Annotated in this window: 15 protein-coding genes; 7 read left to right on the top strand and 8 right to left on the bottom strand. The window is 61.6% G+C overall.

Going from position 1 to position 16,427, the window contains the following annotated elements:
* The first annotated feature begins 20 nt into the window (after positions 1–20).
* Positions 21–1,070 (top strand): ACR3 family arsenite efflux transporter, encoded by a 1,050-nt coding sequence (arsB, locus tag HZB53_08645; GenBank protein ID MBI5877704.1) that lies wholly within the window; start codon positions 21–23, stop codon positions 1,068–1,070.
* A gap of 307 nt (positions 1,071–1,377) precedes the next feature.
* On the opposite strand, the gene HZB53_08640 is transcribed toward arsB, so the two are convergent.
* Entirely contained in the window at positions 1,378–2,523 is a 1,146-nt protein-coding gene (locus tag HZB53_08640) for a transposase family protein (protein MBI5877703.1), read from the bottom strand.
* 334 nt (positions 2,524–2,857) lie between these two features.
* Between HZB53_08640 and HZB53_08635 the strand changes: the two genes are divergently transcribed.
* The 4 genes from HZB53_08635 (at position 2,858) to HZB53_08620 (ending at position 6,239) form a co-directional block, all read left to right on the top strand.
* Complete coding sequence (locus HZB53_08635) at positions 2,858–3,166, top strand: hypothetical protein (GenBank protein MBI5877702.1); 309 nt, start codon at positions 2,858–2,860, stop codon at positions 3,164–3,166.
* A gap of 6 nt (positions 3,167–3,172) precedes the next feature.
* Positions 3,173–4,831 carry a restriction endonuclease gene (locus tag HZB53_08630; GenBank protein MBI5877701.1) on the top strand — a complete coding sequence of 553 codons (1,659 nt, stop codon included), beginning with the start codon at positions 3,173–3,175 and terminating at the stop codon, positions 4,829–4,831.
* A gap of 122 nt (positions 4,832–4,953) precedes the next feature.
* The gene (locus HZB53_08625) at positions 4,954–5,379 is read left to right on the top strand and encodes a DUF488 domain-containing protein (GenBank protein ID MBI5877700.1); all 426 of its coding nucleotides are present in this window, start codon (positions 4,954–4,956) and stop codon (positions 5,377–5,379) included.
* Positions 5,380–5,402: 23 nt separating this feature from the next.
* Complete coding sequence (locus HZB53_08620) at positions 5,403–6,239, top strand: hypothetical protein (GenBank protein ID MBI5877699.1); 837 nt, start codon at positions 5,403–5,405, stop codon at positions 6,237–6,239.
* A 79-nt stretch (positions 6,240–6,318) separates the two neighbouring features.
* On the opposite strand, the gene HZB53_08615 is transcribed toward HZB53_08620, so the two are convergent.
* The 4 genes from HZB53_08615 to HZB53_08600 all read right to left on the bottom strand — a co-directional run bounded on the left by HZB53_08615 (position 6,319) and on the right by HZB53_08600 (position 10,211).
* Positions 6,319–6,561 (bottom strand): hypothetical protein, encoded by a 243-nt coding sequence (locus HZB53_08615; GenBank protein ID MBI5877698.1) that lies wholly within the window; start codon positions 6,559–6,561, stop codon positions 6,319–6,321.
* A 99-nt stretch (positions 6,562–6,660) separates the two neighbouring features.
* Positions 6,661–7,518, bottom strand: coding sequence for a carbohydrate ABC transporter permease (locus HZB53_08610; GenBank protein MBI5877697.1), 858 nt, complete (start codon positions 7,516–7,518; stop codon positions 6,661–6,663).
* Positions 7,515–8,402: a sugar ABC transporter permease gene (locus HZB53_08605; protein ID MBI5877696.1), complete on the bottom strand. Its 888-nt coding sequence runs from the start codon at positions 8,400–8,402 to the stop codon at positions 7,515–7,517. Before HZB53_08605 ends, HZB53_08610 begins: the two co-directional genes overlap by 4 nt.
* 429 nt (positions 8,403–8,831) lie before the next feature.
* A complete protein-coding gene (locus HZB53_08600; GenBank protein MBI5877695.1) occupies positions 8,832–10,211 on the bottom strand; it encodes an ABC transporter substrate-binding protein in 1,380 nt (459 codons plus the stop codon).
* A 332-nt stretch (positions 10,212–10,543) separates the two neighbouring features.
* On the opposite strand from HZB53_08600, the gene HZB53_08595 reads away from it, so the two are divergent.
* Together HZB53_08595 and HZB53_08590 are read left to right on the top strand one after the other, a co-directional pair.
* Entirely contained in the window at positions 10,544–11,260 is a 717-nt protein-coding gene (locus HZB53_08595; GenBank protein MBI5877694.1) for a VWA domain-containing protein, read from the top strand.
* A gap of 532 nt (positions 11,261–11,792) precedes the next feature.
* Positions 11,793–12,299 carry a GNAT family N-acetyltransferase gene (locus HZB53_08590; GenBank protein MBI5877693.1) on the top strand — a complete coding sequence of 169 codons (507 nt, stop codon included), beginning with the start codon at positions 11,793–11,795 and terminating at the stop codon, positions 12,297–12,299.
* A 163-nt stretch (positions 12,300–12,462) separates the two neighbouring features.
* Here the strand turns inward: HZB53_08590 and HZB53_08585 are convergent, their stop codons facing one another.
* The 3 genes from HZB53_08585 to HZB53_08575 all read right to left on the bottom strand — a co-directional run bounded on the left by HZB53_08585 (position 12,463) and on the right by HZB53_08575 (position 15,824).
* Positions 12,463–13,044 (bottom strand): hypothetical protein, encoded by a 582-nt coding sequence (locus HZB53_08585; GenBank protein ID MBI5877692.1) that lies wholly within the window; start codon positions 13,042–13,044, stop codon positions 12,463–12,465.
* A 222-nt stretch (positions 13,045–13,266) separates the two neighbouring features.
* The gene (gene metA, locus HZB53_08580; GenBank protein ID MBI5877691.1) at positions 13,267–14,211 is read right to left on the bottom strand and encodes a homoserine O-succinyltransferase; all 945 of its coding nucleotides are present in this window, start codon (positions 14,209–14,211) and stop codon (positions 13,267–13,269) included.
* A 326-nt stretch (positions 14,212–14,537) separates the two neighbouring features.
* The gene (locus HZB53_08575) at positions 14,538–15,824 is read right to left on the bottom strand and encodes an O-acetylhomoserine aminocarboxypropyltransferase/cysteine synthase (GenBank protein ID MBI5877690.1); all 1,287 of its coding nucleotides are present in this window, start codon (positions 15,822–15,824) and stop codon (positions 14,538–14,540) included.
* Between the last annotated feature and the right edge of the window lie 603 nt (positions 15,825–16,427).

The raw sequence follows: 16,427 nt of genomic DNA, 5'->3' as shown, positions 1-16,427 counted from the left end.
AAGCTTCATCAGGCGGAGTATTGCAGCAACTCTCCCTGCTCGACCGCTTCCTGCCACTGTGGATCTTCGCCGCCATGGCGCTGGGCATTCTGCTCGGCGCGCTCTGGCCGGGCGTCAAAGACGCGTTCAACGCGCTGTCCGTCGGCACCGTCTCGCTGCCGATTGCGGTCGGTCTGCTCTGGATGATGTACCCGGTGCTCGCGAAGGTGAAGTACGAGGAGTTGGGGAAGGTCGCGCAGGCGTGGGAGCAGTTCGGCGTCTCCCTGGCGCTCAACTGGATCATCGGGCCGATCATCATGTTCGTGCTGGCCTGGTTGCTTTTGCCCGACCTGCCGCACTACCGTACCGGGTTGATCATCGTCGGCCTGGCCCGCTGCATCGCGATGGTGCTGATCTGGAATATGCTGGCCGGCGGCGATAGCGAATACTGCGCTGCGCTGGTCGCACTCAACAGTGTCTTCCAGATCGTTATGTACAGCCCGCTGGCCTACCTGTTCCTGGTCGTCGTCCCCGGCTGGTTTGGCATGGCCGGCACGGCGGTCAGCATCGGCATGTGGGACATCGCGCAGAGCGTACTCATCTTCCTTGGCATCCCGCTCGCGGCGGGCATCGCGACGCGCTTCGTGCTGATCCGCCGGCGCGGCCTGGTCTGGTACGAGACGCAGTTGATGCCACGCCTGGGACCGACAGCGCTGGTCGGCCTGCTGTTTACCATCGTCGTCATGTTCTCGATGCAGGGCGACAAGATTCTGGCCGCGCCGCTTGACGTGCTGCGTGTCGCCGTCCCGCTGGTCGTCTACTTCATCATCATGTTCTTCGTGTCGTTCGGCCTGTCGCTCTGGCGCAAGTTCCCGTACGAACTGGCGGCGACGCAGTCGTTTACGGCGGCGAGCAACAACTTCGAGCTGGCGATTGCGGTGGCCATCGGCACATTTACGATCGCCTCGCAGGAAGCGCTGGCGACCGTGATCGGCCCGCTGATCGAGGTGCCGGTGCTGATCGGGCTGGTGTACGTCTCGCTGTGGATCAAGCGGACGTGGTTTAGCGCAGAATCGAGCTCGACTATATAGTATTGACCTGATCCGGACTGCCGATGCGAAAATAGCCAGCATCGCAGTATCTTCCTGGAACCAGCCAAGACCACAACATACGGCGCCTGCTCAGATATTGGAGTGTGTCCAGTCTGAGTGGGCGCTTGCTTTTTCATACCAATTCACTTGACCAAGGCTGTCGCGTTCTATGCGAAAAACGGTATACACAAATATCCGACCACAAAGCGCTGTCATCGTGAGCCTCAGCAGGGGGCGAAGCAATACTAGCGTGTAGCCTAATATAAAAATCTTACTTTCAGCTGATTCGTGGCCTAGCCACAAAACCTTACCGCAGCGGTGATGGTTTGAGTTCGTGCAGCAGTTCAAGGACGGTGCGATGCAACTGGACGACATCCAACTGGGCATGCTGTTTGCGCAGCGCTTGTTTCGCCGTGGGGGATAGCGCGTCGGAAGCCAGCAGGCGTGCGTAGGGTGTCTGCGGCGCGTCATAGATCTTGCGTGTGCGACTGCCCATGCGCGTCTTGCGTTGCAACTTCATGATCGGCAGAAAGTGATTAACGTACAGACGATAGACGTCGTACAAACGGTTGAGTAACTGGACCTGGGTGACGCGATCATAGCGATCGTAGCCGACCAGTCGCCGCACCACCGACCAGTTCTTTTGTTCGACGTAGGCATTGTCGTTCTTGCGTCCCGACCGTCCGCGCGTGAACGTCAGGTGTTCGGCCAGGCAGTAACGATAGAGTTGGTTGTTGATAAACTCGGAGCCGTTGTCCGAGTCGATGCCTTTCAACCCAAAGGGCAGGCGCGCGCGGATATGTTTGAGTGCGTTGAAGACATGTTTCTGCGCCTTGTTGGGCACGGCGCGCATCTCGGTCCATCCACTGAGCACATCGGTCATGTTGAGCGTCTGCGCGAAATCGCCTTCTGCGCGGCCTCCGGAATGATCAACCAGGTCCATCTCCATGAAGCCGACCTGCTTGTTGTTCCAATCCGCAAAGGTGCGGATCGGTATCTGGTGCTTAAGCAGGCTGCCCGGTTTGGTGAGGCTCCGGCGCACACCGACGCGCCGCGGATCATGCGCGCGCAGCTTATCCATGGTGGCCGGACTGACCGTGCGCAGATGTGCATAGCAGGTTTCACTCACGGCCAGGAATCCATTGGCCCGCAAAGCCGGCAAGTTATCATCCAGCGCTACCCGCAGGCGCTTGGACCCGATTTGGTCGAACAACTCGGCTAACTGACGCACAGCCTGTTGATCTTCGGGCGTGTAGGTGGCCGCACGTCTATGCGGCCTGGCGTGTGCTGTGCGCTGGCGCTGGCCGCGCAACAAGGCAATCGCATACTTGCGATGGTAGTGGCTGGTGGCAACAAACTCGTCCAGGATCTGGCTGCGCGCTGACCGATCGCCACGCCGATAGCGCTTCTGCAAAGATGCCAGATACTTGACTGATGGTTTGGAATGATTCACGCATGGCCTCCGCACATGAAATGGCATGCGTGAATCTACGCACTACCGGGTAAGATTTCCTAATTAGGCAACGATGCCTCGGATACTTGACTGATGGTTTGGAATGATTCACGCATGGCCTCCGCACATGAAATGGCATGCGTGAATCTACGCACTACCGGGTAAGATTTCCTAATTAGGCAACGATGCCTCGCTCGGTAAGATATTAGGCTAGGTAACTCGCCCGCTTGATTCTCGCCCCCCTTTAGCGTACAATTCCGCCAGTCTGTTATGCGGCTAGAATGTGGACGCCATGCCACGCCAGCCGCACTTCGCTATACCCGGAGGCATCGTGTTGAAACGCTATGTCGGCACCGGCTCCCTCCAGCGCGATGGCCGCGAAATCGCCAAGGCGCAATACGCGCTCATAATCAAGCATAGCCCGGACATACTCACCGAATTGCACGGAAGCCTGAGGGTCAGCCTCAGAGTGCCGGTCATTCCAACCGACCACGCCACATTGCGACTTGTCCTGGAAGGCGGCAAGCAGTCGGTCTCAATCATGACCTCCGGTCCGACCGTGGATGACGGCGCATTCCGCTATGATGTGCATCCGGCGCTCGATCAGGATGCGGACAGCATCCTGATCGCCATTCCTCGCTGACCTACCATGCCCGCACCGCTCACCAGCAACACGCTGTTCTACGGCGACAACTTGCCGATTCTGCGCGATCACATCGCCGATGCCAGCGTTGACCTGATCTATCTCGATCCGCCGTTCAACTCCAATCGCTCGTACAACGTCCTGTTCAAGGACGAGAGCGGACACGAAGCCGAGTCTCAGATCGAGGCCTTTGCCGACACCTGGCACTGGAACGACGAGACTGAGCACGTCTTCAACGAACTGGTCACCAGTGCCGGCGGCAACGTCGGAACGCTGATTGGCGCGCTTCGCCAGGCAATCGGTGCCAACCAGATGATGGCCTACCTCGTCATGATGGCCGCGCGCCTCATTGAACTTCACCGAGTACTCAAGCCTGGTGGGGCCATCTATTTGCACTGTGACCCAACCGCAAGCCACTATCTGAAGATCGTGATGGATGCGATCTTTGGCCCTGTCTTTTTCCAGTCTGAAATCATCTGGAAGCGATACGGCGCACATAATGACTCCAAAGGCTTCGGAGCAGTCCACGACGTCATTCTGTATTTTGCGAAAGGCCAGCCGCGCGTATTCAACAAACAGTATCAAGAGTATGACACTTCCTATATTGAGGAGAGATTCCGATTTGCAGATCCCGACGGCAGGCGTTGGTCCGAGCAAAACCTTGCTAGCCCAAATCCTAGACCAAATCTGACGTATACATTTAAGGCATCCAATGGCATAACATACCAGCCGCCTCCAAATGGCTGGAAGTATACGCGAGAACGAATGGAGCAACTCGACAAGGAAGGTCGGCTACATTATCCCGGCAAGGTCAGTGGGCGACTTAGGCTAAAGAATTACTTGGAAGAGTTACCAGGGGTGCCGGTTCAAGATGTATGGACTGATATTCCGTTGATTGGCGGGACTAGCCCCGAGCGATTGGGATACCCAACACAAAAACCGTTAGATTTGCTTGAACGCATCATCAAGACAAGTAGTGACGAAGGCGACGTCGTGCTCGACCCGTTCTGCGGTTGCGGAACGGCAGTCGCCGCCGCGCAGAAGCTCAACCGGCGCTGGATCGGCATTGATATCACACACTTGTCGATCGCGTTAATGAAGTACCGACTTAAAGACAGCTACCAACTAGAGGAGCGCAAGGACTACGCCGTGATCGGCGAGCCCGAAGATGTCGAGGACGCCCGCCAACTGGCGCACGACGACCGCTATCAGTTCCAGTGGTGGGCGCTCTCGCTGGTCAACGCCCGCCCACTCGGCGGCGCGGCCGGCGCGAAGTCCGGGAAGAAGGGCAGCGACAAGGGCGTAGACGGCATGCTGACGTTCATCGAGGAAGCCGGCAAGCCGCGGCAGATACTCGTGCAGGTCAAAAGCGGCAAGGTGAAGAGCGGCGACGTGCGCGACCTGGTCGGCACCGTCGACCGCGAGGGCGCCGCGATCGGGTTATTCGTCACGCTCGAATCGCCGACGCGCGACATGCTCAGCGAAGCCTCCGGCGCCGGTATCTACAAGTCGGCCGCCTGGGGCGAGTTCCCGCGCATCCAGGTGCTCACGGTCGAGCAGTTGCTGCATGGCCAGGCGTTCCGCACTCCCCCTCCCTACGGTACGTTCCGGCAGGCGCAGCGCGCGGACAATCAGCCGGGCAACCAGTCGCGCCTCGACATCTGACGCCGCCGTGATCGCCGCCTACGGCTGGCCCGCCGGCGTCACCGACAACGACATCCTAGCGCGCCTGCTGGCCCTGATCCTGGAGCGGGCGGCGATACTAACCCGTGCGCTATAATCAGACCATGATCACATCAATCGTCAGCATAGGATACGAACGGCGCAAAGTGGATGAGTTGATAGAAGAACTGCTACGAAAGTGCGTGTCGGAGCTCATCGATATCCGCCAAGCCCCAGTATCCAGGCGTCCGGAGTACAACAAACGACGTTTAGGGACAAAGCTTGCCGAGGCGGGCATCGAGTATTGTCACATGGTAGGCGCAGGCAATCCATATCACAAATTGAAAGCCGATCGCGCGCGATGCCTGTCGCTGTACGCAAAGCACCTGCGCCAACACCCGACTGTTATTAGCGCGCTGGCAAAGGAGGTGTCAGGGAAAACCGTCGCCATTCTGTGTTATGAGAGGAACAACGTCGATTGCCATCGCAGCATCCTGCTCGGCCAATTGGCTAAGCAGGTTCGCAACATCAACGTAATCGAGGTGGAATAAAGCCACCAACGAAGGAGACTCAAATGAATACTGGCTGGGAGCGTCGCCGGATTCTGATCTGGGGCAAAACTCGCCCCGAACTCAGCAAAACGTATCGTGAAATAGTATGCACAGGCGGAGTGCTCGCGGACACAAAACGACTGATCCGTCTCTATCCCATTCCACTCCGATTAATGAACGAGGAAAGGGTTTTCAAGAAGTATCAGTGGATTGAAGCGCCCATCGTCAAGGCGTCGCAAGACCCGCGACCAGAAAGCTACCGCATCAACTACGACGCAATTACGGTTGGGGAAGTCATTCCCCCTCAACCCGGAAACTGGCAGCAGCGAGCACAATGGATTATGGACGAGAACAATATATTCTCGTCCATTGAGGACATTCAGCAGAAACAACAGGAAGACGGAACCTCGCTTGGCATAATTCAGCCAAACGTAATTCGCGTCACCTCTGAGCGCGTCTCGGAAGATGAGCGCCAACGCTATTGGGATGACTACACCGCCACACTTGCACAAATGGCTTTGGACATGGACCGTGAAAATGACGAGGTTAAACCACTGAGGCCCCCCGAGTTTCGCTTCAAGGTCAAGTTCAGATGCAATGACAAACGCTGCAACATCGAGCATGACTTCAGTATTCGTGATTGGGAAGTCGACGCCTTGTACTTCAACTCACGCACCGGCGGCCGATCCCAAACAGAAGCGGCACAGGTGGTTGTGGACAAGTTGGCTAACGATGTTTGCGCAGGCGACAAAGACACGCGATTCTTCGTTGGCAACATTCACAACTATCCGCAGACATTTACCATAGTCGGACTGTGGTACCCCAAGAGATTGGAAGTGCATCAGCCTGCGCTTCTATAGCCGCGCCACTCACGCACGGAACACCCCCGCCGGCTGCTGGCAAGATAGCAGCCGGCGGTTTGCATTTCCAGTCTCCTGCCTACTCCTCCCTCGCCACCTCGACCACCGCCTGAAACGTATTCCCGCCCGCCGTGAACTGGATCACCAGTCGGTAGATGTGATCGGCAGTCAGCCCGCTCAACACCGGCGGCGTCACCACGTCGCCCGTCGCGCTCGCCGAGCCGGTCAGCACCGTCGCGCTCACGCCCATGCCATCGGCCAACCGCATCGTCGTCGCGTTGGCCACCGCCGTGGCCGACTGCACGATCTCGCGCTGACACACAGCGTCACGCGGGCGGGCGCAGATAAAACCAAAGGCACCAAGCAATGACTCGCTTGGTGCCTTGGTGGCTTTGTGTTTCAGTTGTTCTGCCTTCGCTTGCTACCCCTTCACGCCCACGTTCGCGATGCCCTGCACGAACTGTTTCTGCGCGATCAGGAACAGCACCACGATCGGCAGCGCCGTGAAGATCGCCGCCGCCATCAGCAGATGCCACTCGGTGCCCGCCTCGCCCTGCGTGAAGACCGCCAGGCCCAGCGGCATCGTGCGCGTCGATAGCTGGTTGGTCACGATCAGCGGCCAGAAGAAGTCGTTCCAGTGCCACATCGCGGCCAGCAGCGCGAACGTCGCGATCGACGCGCGCGAGAGCGGCACCATGATCGAGCGCAGGATGCGCAGCGTGCCGGCGCCGTCGATGATCGCCGCTTCGATCAGATCGTGCGGGATCGTCATGAACTGCTGGCGGATCAGGAACGTGCCGAAGCCGCTGGCCAGGAACGGCAGGATCAGCGCGGCGTACGCTTTCAACTGGTCCTGCTTCTCCAGCAGGCCGAGCACGCGGATCGTTACATAGTTCGGGATCAGCGTCACCTGCGACGGCACCATCAGGATCAGCAGATAGCAGAGGAACAGCGCATTCTTCAGCGGGAACTGGAAGCGCGCGAAGGCGTACGCGGCCAGCGTGCTGGTCGTCACCTGGATGATCACGATCGCGCCGGTCACGATCACGCTATTCACGAAGAAGGTGCCGAACGGCGCCTTGCCCCACGCGTCGATGAAGTTCTGCCAGCGCCATTCGGCGGGCAGGATCGCCGGCGGGTAGTGGTGGATCTCCTCCGGCGTCTTGAACGCCGCCAGCACCATCCAGACGTACGGCAGCACGACGATGAATGCCGCGCCGAAGACGATGACGTACACGACGGCGCGTTCCCACAGCGGTGAGCGGGCTCCGGCGTTCATTGGTAGGTCACCCAGCGCTTCGAGATGTTCAGTTGAATGATCGTCAGCGCCAGCGCGATGCCGACGATCAGGTACGCGATGGCCGAGGCGTAGCCGCCGTCCAGGTTGGCGAACGCCTGCTTGTAGAGATAGAACACGAGCGTCGCCGTACTGTTGGCCGGGCCGCCCAGCCCGCCCGACATGACATACACCGGATCGAAGACGCGGAACGCCTGGATCGTCGAGACGATGATTAAGAAGACGAGCGTTGGCGACAGCAGCGGCAGCGTGATGTGCCGGAACAGCGTCCAGCGCGACGCGCCGTCGAGCGCGGCCGCCTCGTACAGGTCCTCGCGGATATTGCCGAGCCCGCCGAGCAGGATGATGATGTCGTAGCCGAGCCCCTGCCAGATCATCATCAGGATGATCGCCCACAGCGCCGTGCTCGGCTGGTTCATCCAGGCCTGCCCGGACTGGCCGGCCAGCCGCAGCAGGTAGGTCATCAGCCCGAAGTCGGGCGTGTAGATGAACAGCCAGAGGCCGGAGATCGCGACCAGCGTTGTGACGACCGGCAGGAAGAACACGGTGCGCGCCAGCGTGCGCAGGCGCATCGGGCGGTTGAGCAACACCGCCAGCCCCAGCGCCAGGACGAGCGTGATGAGGACGACCGCCAGCGTGTAAATCGCCGTGTTGGCGATGACGTGGTGTAGCACGTCGTCATCGAGCATCTTCTGGTAGTTCTTGAGCCCGATGAACTTCGGCTCATCGAAGAAGTCCCAGTCGGTCAGCGAGAGGTAGCCGGAATCGATCAGCGGCCATAGCACGAAGAGGGCCAGGCCGGCGAACGACGGCAGCAGGAGCGCATAGGCGGTCAGCCATTCGCGCAGTTGGCGGCGGTTGGGCATAGGCAGGGGTGTTAAACCGTTGCGGCTTGCGTGCGCCTTTTGGGTCTTGTCAATCTGAGCGCGAAGGCAAAGCCCCTCGCGTTTATTGGCGTTACGCGCGCGAAGGATCTCAGGTGGCTCACTACAGATGCTTCGCGCGCGTGGCGGACCGGATCACAGCCGCCTTGTTTCCGTGCTACTCATGACGTTCGCGGTATTGCTCGTAGGGGCGACCCCGACCTGTTCGCCCCCTTTGGGGGGTTGCGGTCGCCCGGCGCTGGGTCGGGGCAAGCCCGACCCGTACAACAAACGTCATGCCGCATCGCACACCGCGCGCGGTCTGGCCGTGCTCAGCATGACAACTTCAACAAACGCGATCAGTCTGAAGCAGTGTCAGAAAGTCCGCGCCCCGGTCATGCATTGGCCGGGGCGCGGGCGGGTTTCAGCAGGCTACTTGGCCAGCTCTTCGTTCGACTTCTTGACCGCTGCGTCGAGCGCGGTCTTCGGGTCGTCGGTGCCGAGCAGGATCGCCTGCAGAGCCGGGTTCAGGAACTGGTTGATCGCCTTCTCGAAGTTCGCGTTGATCGCGCGCGCCTTGCCGTACTTGAAGGCCAGGTCAATCGCGTCCTTCGCCTTCGGGCTTTTGGCGAAGTACTCCTTCATCTGCGCGTCGTCGAGTGCGCTCGTGCGCACCGGCAGGTAGCCGGACTTGATCGCGTAGAACGCCGTGTTCTCCGGGCTTGTCATCCACTTGATGAACGCCCAGGCCGCCTTCTGCCTGGCCGGGTCGGTCTTGGCAAAGATGACGAAGTTGCCGCCGCCGGCGTCCAGCACCGGGCCGGCCGGGCCGCCCGGTACCGCCGCGACGCCCCAGTCGAACTTCGCGCCGTTCTCGATTGCCGCGCGCGAGAAGATCGAGTGGATGATCATCGCCGACTTGCCGGCGATGAAGTCGCTCGTCACCGCGCCGAACTCCGCGCCGCCGCGGATCGACAGCGTCTTGTCCTTCTTGGCCATGTCGTTCCAGACGGCGAGGCCCTTGAGCGCGGCGTCGCTGTTGTACGTGGCGGTCTTGCCGTCGGCGCTCAGCAGCGCGCCGCCGTACGCCAGCAGTTGGTTCTCGAAGAACCAGTCGCCGGCCAGCGTGCCCATCACCGGCCACATCGTCACGGCGTCGCCGCTCTTGACCAGCAGCTTGGGCGCCATCGTCTTCGCCTCGTCCCAGGTGAGGGGCGGCTTGGCCGGATCGAGGCCGGCGGCCTTGAAGGCGTCGCGGTTGTAGAACATCATCGTCGTGCTGCGCTGCCACGGGATCGCGTACAGCTTGCTGTTGTAGTACGAGTTGCCCATCAGCGCCGGGGCCATGTCGGCAAACTTGAAGTCGGCGTCCTTCGACAGGTCGTCCAGCGCGACGAGCTGATTCTTCGACGCGAGGATCGGGATCTGCAGCAGCTCGACCATCGCGGCGTCCGGCAGGGCGGTGGCCGAGGCGGCCGCCAGGATCTTGGTGTAGTTGTCGCCGTAGTTGCCGGTCAGCACCATGTTGACTTTGGCGTTCGGGTGCGAGTCGTTGTACTTCTTGACCAGCGCGTCCATCGCATCCTTCAGGACGCCTTCGGTCGGCAGCGGGTACCAGATGTCGAGCGTGACGGCGGCCGCGGGGGCGACCGTCGGGGCGACGGGGGCCGTTGTCGCGGCGGCGGCCGGCTTGGTCGGCGCAGCGGTGGGCGCGGCCGGGGCGGTCGTCGGGGCTGGCGTGGCCGACGGGCCGCAGGCCGCAATCAGCAGGCCGAGCATAAGCAGGGCCGTCAACAGCATCTTTTGGTTCATGCGTTTTCTCCCTTGATACAGATTGATTTTGGTCGGGCATTTGCCTGCGGGATTATAACATCGTGCCGAATCACGCCCAAAAGCGACCATGTGCGACGGGCGGGTTGCTGTGCACGGATAGCGCGAATCCACGTGAGTCCAGCCCGGGTCACGCTTCGCGGCGCCTGTCCATCGTCTCGTCTGTTGTCTCGTCCACCGCATCGTCCGTTTGTCCGTTGACTGTCCGTTGTCTCGCCTGTTGTCCCCCGTGTGGTAAAATCATGTGAAGGCGCCAAGACGACCCGGCGGAATCTTCAATCCCATCGGGACTAACTACCGGAGACGAGGCAACGATGTCCAACACGCAACTGGCCCTGACCGAGTTTGCCGATAATCCCGAGCCGCGCTGTGCGGTCGTGCTGCTGCTCGACACGTCCGGCTCGATGGAGGGTGACGCGATCGCAGAGTTAAACGAGGGGCTGCGCGCCTTCGAGCAGGCGCTCAAGTCCGACCGGCTGGCGTCCCTGCGCGTCGAGGTGGCGGTCGTCGCCTTTGGCGGCTCAGCGCGCGCGCTCGATGTGCGCAGCGGCAGTGAATCGCCCGTCTTCGACGCCAACGCCGCCTTCGTCACCGTGGACCGCTTCGACGCGCCGACGCTGCGCGCGCACGGCGGCACGCCGATGGGCGAGGCGGTGCGGCAGGGCATCACGCTGCTGCGCCAACGCAAAGAGGTCTACAAGCAGAACGGCATCGACTACTTTCGCCCCTGGATGTTCCTGATCAGCGACGGCGAGCCGACCGACGAATGGCTGTCGGCGGCGGCGCAGGTGCAGCAGGAGGAGGCGCGTAAGGGCCTGTCGTTCTACGCGGTTGCCGTGCGCAAGGCCAACGTGCAGACGCTCGGCCGCTTCTCGACCCTGCGGCCCCCGCTGTCGCTCAAGGGCCTGGCGTTCAGCGAACTGTTCGAGTGGCTCTCGCGCAGTCTGTCCGTCGTGTCGCAGTCCAAGCCGGGCGAGCAGGTGCCGCTACCCGCCGTCGACGGCTGGGCCACCTTCGAATCCGGCCATTGATAAGGGCCTTCACCACAAAGACACAAAGGCACGAAGAAGATCAACGAGGTCGTCTTTGTGTCTTCGTGCTTTGTGGTGGATTTTCTGCCTTCCGCATGAACGGGCCTGAGTAGCAGGTAGTCGGCGCGTCGGTGCACGGCTCCGCGCATGCACGGCGACGTGCTCGGTGCGTTCGACTGGCTCAAGGCGCAAGGATTCCAGTCCGGCAGGATCGGCATGCTGGGCGGCGCAGCGGCGGCTGGCGCCGCGTCCGACTGATTCTCCCTCGGCACTGAGCCGCGTTCCGGGCTGCTGCGGCCGCAGTTGAATTCTGGGAAGCGGCCCGGCCAGCGCATGCCCCTATCTACCCCAAGTACCCGGCCGAGTACGCACGGCGTGTTGTGGCCTTCTTTGACCAAATGCCGAAATAGTTGCGTCCGCGTTGGGCGCGTGCGGAAAACTCGTAGGGCACATTGCATGTGCCCCGTTTCGCGTCCTTCGCCTCTTTTCGTACCGTTCGTGTTCCAAAACCCCCGCGTGCTATACTTCGCGCATGATCACCATCCGCCCCATCACCGTTGACGATTCCGCTGCGTTCCTAGCCCTGTGCCTCCAACTGGACGCCGAAACGCAGTTCATGATGCTCGAACCTGGCGAGCGGACCACGACCGCCGAGGAACAGCGCGTGCGCGTCTCGGAACTGCTGGCGCGGCCCAATCAGACGATTCTGGTCGCCGACAGCAGTGACGGTCTCGCCGGCTACATCGAGGGCATGGGCGGCGACTACCGGCGCAACCGACACTGCGCCTATGTCGTCATCGGCGTCCGGCAGTCGTTCGCCGGGCAGGGGCTCGGCACGCGGCTGTCTGCCGCGCTGGAGCAGTGGGCGCGCGCGCACGCGCTGCACCGTCTGGAGCTCACCGTGATGACGCACAACGAACGGGGGATCGCGCTCTACCGGAAGGTCGGTTTTGAAGTCGAAGGGGTGAAGCGGCACTCGCTGCTCGTCGGCGGCACATATGTTGACGAGTACGCTATGGGCAAGCTGCTGTCACAATGACGCCAGGCGCGACTGTATCACATCCAGATCGTCGTTGCACGCAGCGTTTCTCTGTGCCTCTGTGTCTCCGTGGTGAGATTGTTGTGTCACAATAACAAACGCCCCCGATTCAGAACTGAGTCGGGGGCGTTGCTTCTTTCGATACTCAAGTCGGCAGCCTGATCTACTTGCCCTTGTGCTTGCCTTCCGGCTCGCCCTTGGACTCCGGTCCCCGGTGCATGTCGTCCTTGCTGTCCTTCATTTCGGGCGACGTGCCCTTGTCATCCTTCGTGTTCTTCACATCGAGCGTCGTGTGCTTGGCGTCCTTGACTTCGAGCTTCTGACCCTTGTCGTCGGCGTCCTTGACTTCAGCCGTCGTGTGCTTGGCATCCTTGACTTCGAGCTTCTGACCCTTGTCGTCGGCGTCTTTGACTTCAGGCGTTGTGCCCCGGGCGTCCTTGACTTCGAGTTTCTGACTCTTGTCGTCGGCATCTTCGACTTCAGGCGCCACGCCGTTGTCGTCGGCGTCCTTGACTTCAAGCTTCTGACCCTTGTCGTCATGTGTGTCATCAATGTCTTGCGTGCCCGTCAGCGACTCCGTCTCGCGCACGCTTTCGCTGCGGGCCAGGGCGACCGGCGCGCTCGTTCCCACTTGGGTCTGGTGCGCGCCAGTGGCATTACCGTCGGCCGCTGCGAGCGCGACAACGCCCGTCAGCAACAACGCGGCCAGCAGGCCGATTGCGGACATAGTCAATTTGTGATGCATTAGAATCTCTCCCTGGTTGTTTAGCTTGTGTGTGTTCTACAACATCCGGACAGCCAATATAACGCGCGATCGATGCCGGAAGATACACGTCCAGCAACAATTCGTGAACTTCGGGCGTCCGGGCGCGTTTTTGTGGGCCGCACGGAAAAAGCAGCGCGCCCCTTGCACATAACCTGTGCGGGGGGCGCGCTGGCGTCAGAGATGCCGGCCGATGGCCGCGTGTCAGTCGCTATCCACAATCGGATCGCCCTGCGGGATCTGCGCCACGTCGTACGGCGTCGTCTGGTACACGTGATAGTTCAGCCAGTTGGCGTACAGCAGGTGGGCGTGCCCGCGCCAGTGCACGCTCGGCGGCCGCGCGGGGTCGTCGTCGGGATAGTAGTTGCGCGGCACGTTGATCGGCAGGCCACGGGACACATCGCGATCGTACTCCGCTTTGAGCGTCAGCGGATCGTACTCCGAGTGACCTGTGATATAGATGTTGCGCCGGTCCTTCGACGCGACAATGTACACGCCCGCCTCGCTCGACTCCGCCAGGATCGCCAGATCCGGCACGCGGTCGATGTCCTCGCGGCGGATCTCGGTGTGGCGCGAGTGCGGCGCGAAGAACTCGTCGTCGAAGCCGCGCAGCAGCTTCTCATTGCGGCTCAGCACCTTGTGCGGGAAGACGCCGAACATCTTCGCGGCCAGCGAGTACTTCGGGATGCCGTAGCGGTGGTACAGCCCGGCCTGCGCGCCCCAGCAGATGTGGAACGTCGAGAAGACGTTCGTCTGCGACCAGTCCATCACGTCGCGCAGTTCCGGCCAGTAATCGACCTCCCCGAACGGCAGCTGCTCCACCGGCGCGCCCGTGATGATCAGGCCGTCGAACTTCTGGTCCTTAACCTCCGCGAAGGTGACGTAGTGCTCGAGCAGGTGCTCGCGCGGCGTGTTTCGGGACTCGTGCGAGTCCATGTGCAGCAGCGTCGCCTCGACCTGCAGCGGCGAATTGCCGAGCAGGCGCAGCAACTGCGTCTCGGTTGCCACTTTGGTCGGCATCAGGTTCAGGATCGCCACCTGCAGCGGGCGGATATCCTGGTGCGAGGCGCGCTGTTCGCCCATGACGAAGATGTTCTCGCCTTCCAGCACAGCGCGCGCGGGCAGCGAATCGGGAATTCTAACCGGCATAAGCTAACCTCAGGCGTGCCGGCGGACGCTTCGCGGCGCTCGCTAGCACGGACATATGCTGTTTCACAGTGCCAATGCACCATTCACTGCGTTCTGCGCTCGGTGCCGGGAATAAACCCCCTCATCCCCTGGCCCCTTCTCCCCCGTATGCGGGGGAGAAGGGGGAATAGTCATTGGGGATTAGCGCGGCGGCCAGGCCGCTGCGCTAATCCCCTTTATTGCCTCCCCCTCCCCGCTTTGCGGGGAGGGGGAGGGGGGGTGGGGACTGCTGGCTCTGGGCAGTTGCGTGACGGCAAATGCGCTGCAAAACAGTCAAGTGAAAATGACTAGCCGAGCGCCTGTGACAGATCCCACAGGATGTCGTCGATGTCCTCGACGCCGATGCTCAGGCGCACGAAGTCCGGCGAGACGCCGGCGCTCACCTGCTGCTCCTCGCTCAACTGGCTGTGGGTCGTGCTGGCCGGGTGAATCGCCAGGCTCTTCGAGTCGCCCACGTTCGCCAGGTGGCTGAACAGCTTCAGGCTGTTGATGAACTTGCGCCCGGCGTCCAGCCCGCCCTTGACGCCAAAGCCCATGATCGCGCCGGGGCCTTTGGGCAGGTACTTCTGCGCGGCGACGAAGTCCGGACTGCTCTTCAGTCCCGGGTAGCTCACCCAACTGACCTTCGGGTGCTTCTCCAGGAACTCGGCCACGCGCTGCGCGTTCTGCACGTGGCGGTCCATGCGCAGGCTCAGCGTCTCCAGCCCCTGCAGGAACAGGAACGAGTTGAATGGCGACTGGCACGCGCCGATGTCGCGCAGGATCTGCACGCGCGCCTTCAGGATGAACGCCGGCGCGCCGAGCGTGGCGTACACCAGCCCGTGGTAGCTGTCATCGGGCGTGTTGAAGTTCGCGAAGCGCGGGTTGCCCGCCCACTGGAAGTTGCCGCCGTCCACGATCATGCCGCCGATCGAGGTGCCGTGGCCCCCGATGAACTTCGTCGTCGAGTGCACCACGATGTTTGCGCCCCACTCGAACGGGCGGCAGAGGTACGGCGTGGCGAATGTGTTGTCGATCATCAGCGGAATCGCGAACTCGCGCGCGATCTTGGCCACCGCCTCGAACGGAAAGACGTTGATGCCCGGATTGCCGAGCGTCTCGCCATAGATGATCTTGGTGTTCGGGCGGACCGCCTTGCGGAAGTTCTCCGGGTCGCGCGGATCGACCATCGTCACGTCGATGCCCAGGCGCGGGAACGTGTACGCGAACTGGTTGTACGTGCCGCCGTACAGCGTGGAAGCCGAGACGATGTGGTCGCCGGCGCCGCACAGCGTCAGGATCGCCATGGTCTGCGCGGCGTGGCCCGACGAAGCCGCCAGCGCGCCGACGCCGCCTTCGAGGTCGGCGACGCGCTGCTCGAACACGTCGCTCGTCGGGTTCATGATGCGCGTGTAGATGTTGCCGAACTCCTGCAGCGCGAACAGGCGCGAGGCGTGCTCGGTATCGTTGAACACATAGGACGTGGTCTGGTAGATCGGGACCGCGCGGGAATTGGTCGCGGGGTCTGCCTTCTGCCCGGCATGCAGTTGCCGGGTGCTAAAGCCGAATTTGCGCGCGGGCGCGTCACTGGACATGGGATGGTCTCCTTGAGATGGATAGTCTAACGGCAGGATCGTAATGCGTACTCGGTCGCCGGCCGGGCGCGCACGCGCGCAAACAAGCAGAGGCGACAACGGATATGCGTTTGGAACGGGAGTGAGAGGAGAGCGGGGCGGCTGTTCGATGCGCGCGGCTTGGGGCGCATCGCCGTCTGTCGGCAATGTGTTCGCGGGGTCCCAAGAGGGCCGCCCGCAGGCAGTTTCGTTAGGCTGACGACGGTGGCGGAGTTACAGGCCCCGCCTCTTACAGGTCCATGCGTGCATGGTGAACTCGCTCTGAGGGAATTTACGAATATCCGCTAGTATAACCGATATGGCGCGGACTGTCAAATAGCATTTCGTGCTCACTGACCTCGCGAGCGCGCATCAGCGCAACGGGTACTTTCCAATGCCGCTTGCGATGCGCTGGCTCTCAGGCGCTTGTCACGCAAGCTGGCCCGCCGAAAAAGTGGCGCTGCCCTCCCCGTTAGCTTTTCCCCTGCTCCCCCGCGCGCGCGGGGGAGCAGGGGCAGGGGATGAGGGGGCATATTGGCAGCCGACTCCAAAATGAGAATTGCTGGCGCATCATCCGGCTGCTTG

The organism is Chloroflexota bacterium (assembly GCA_016235055.1).
In the GTDB taxonomy this organism is placed as follows: Bacteria; Chloroflexota; Anaerolineae; order JACRMK01; family JACRMK01; genus JACRMK01.
Note: the sequence above shows the minus strand (reverse complement) of the source record. Positions and strands in the feature narration are given on the sequence as shown.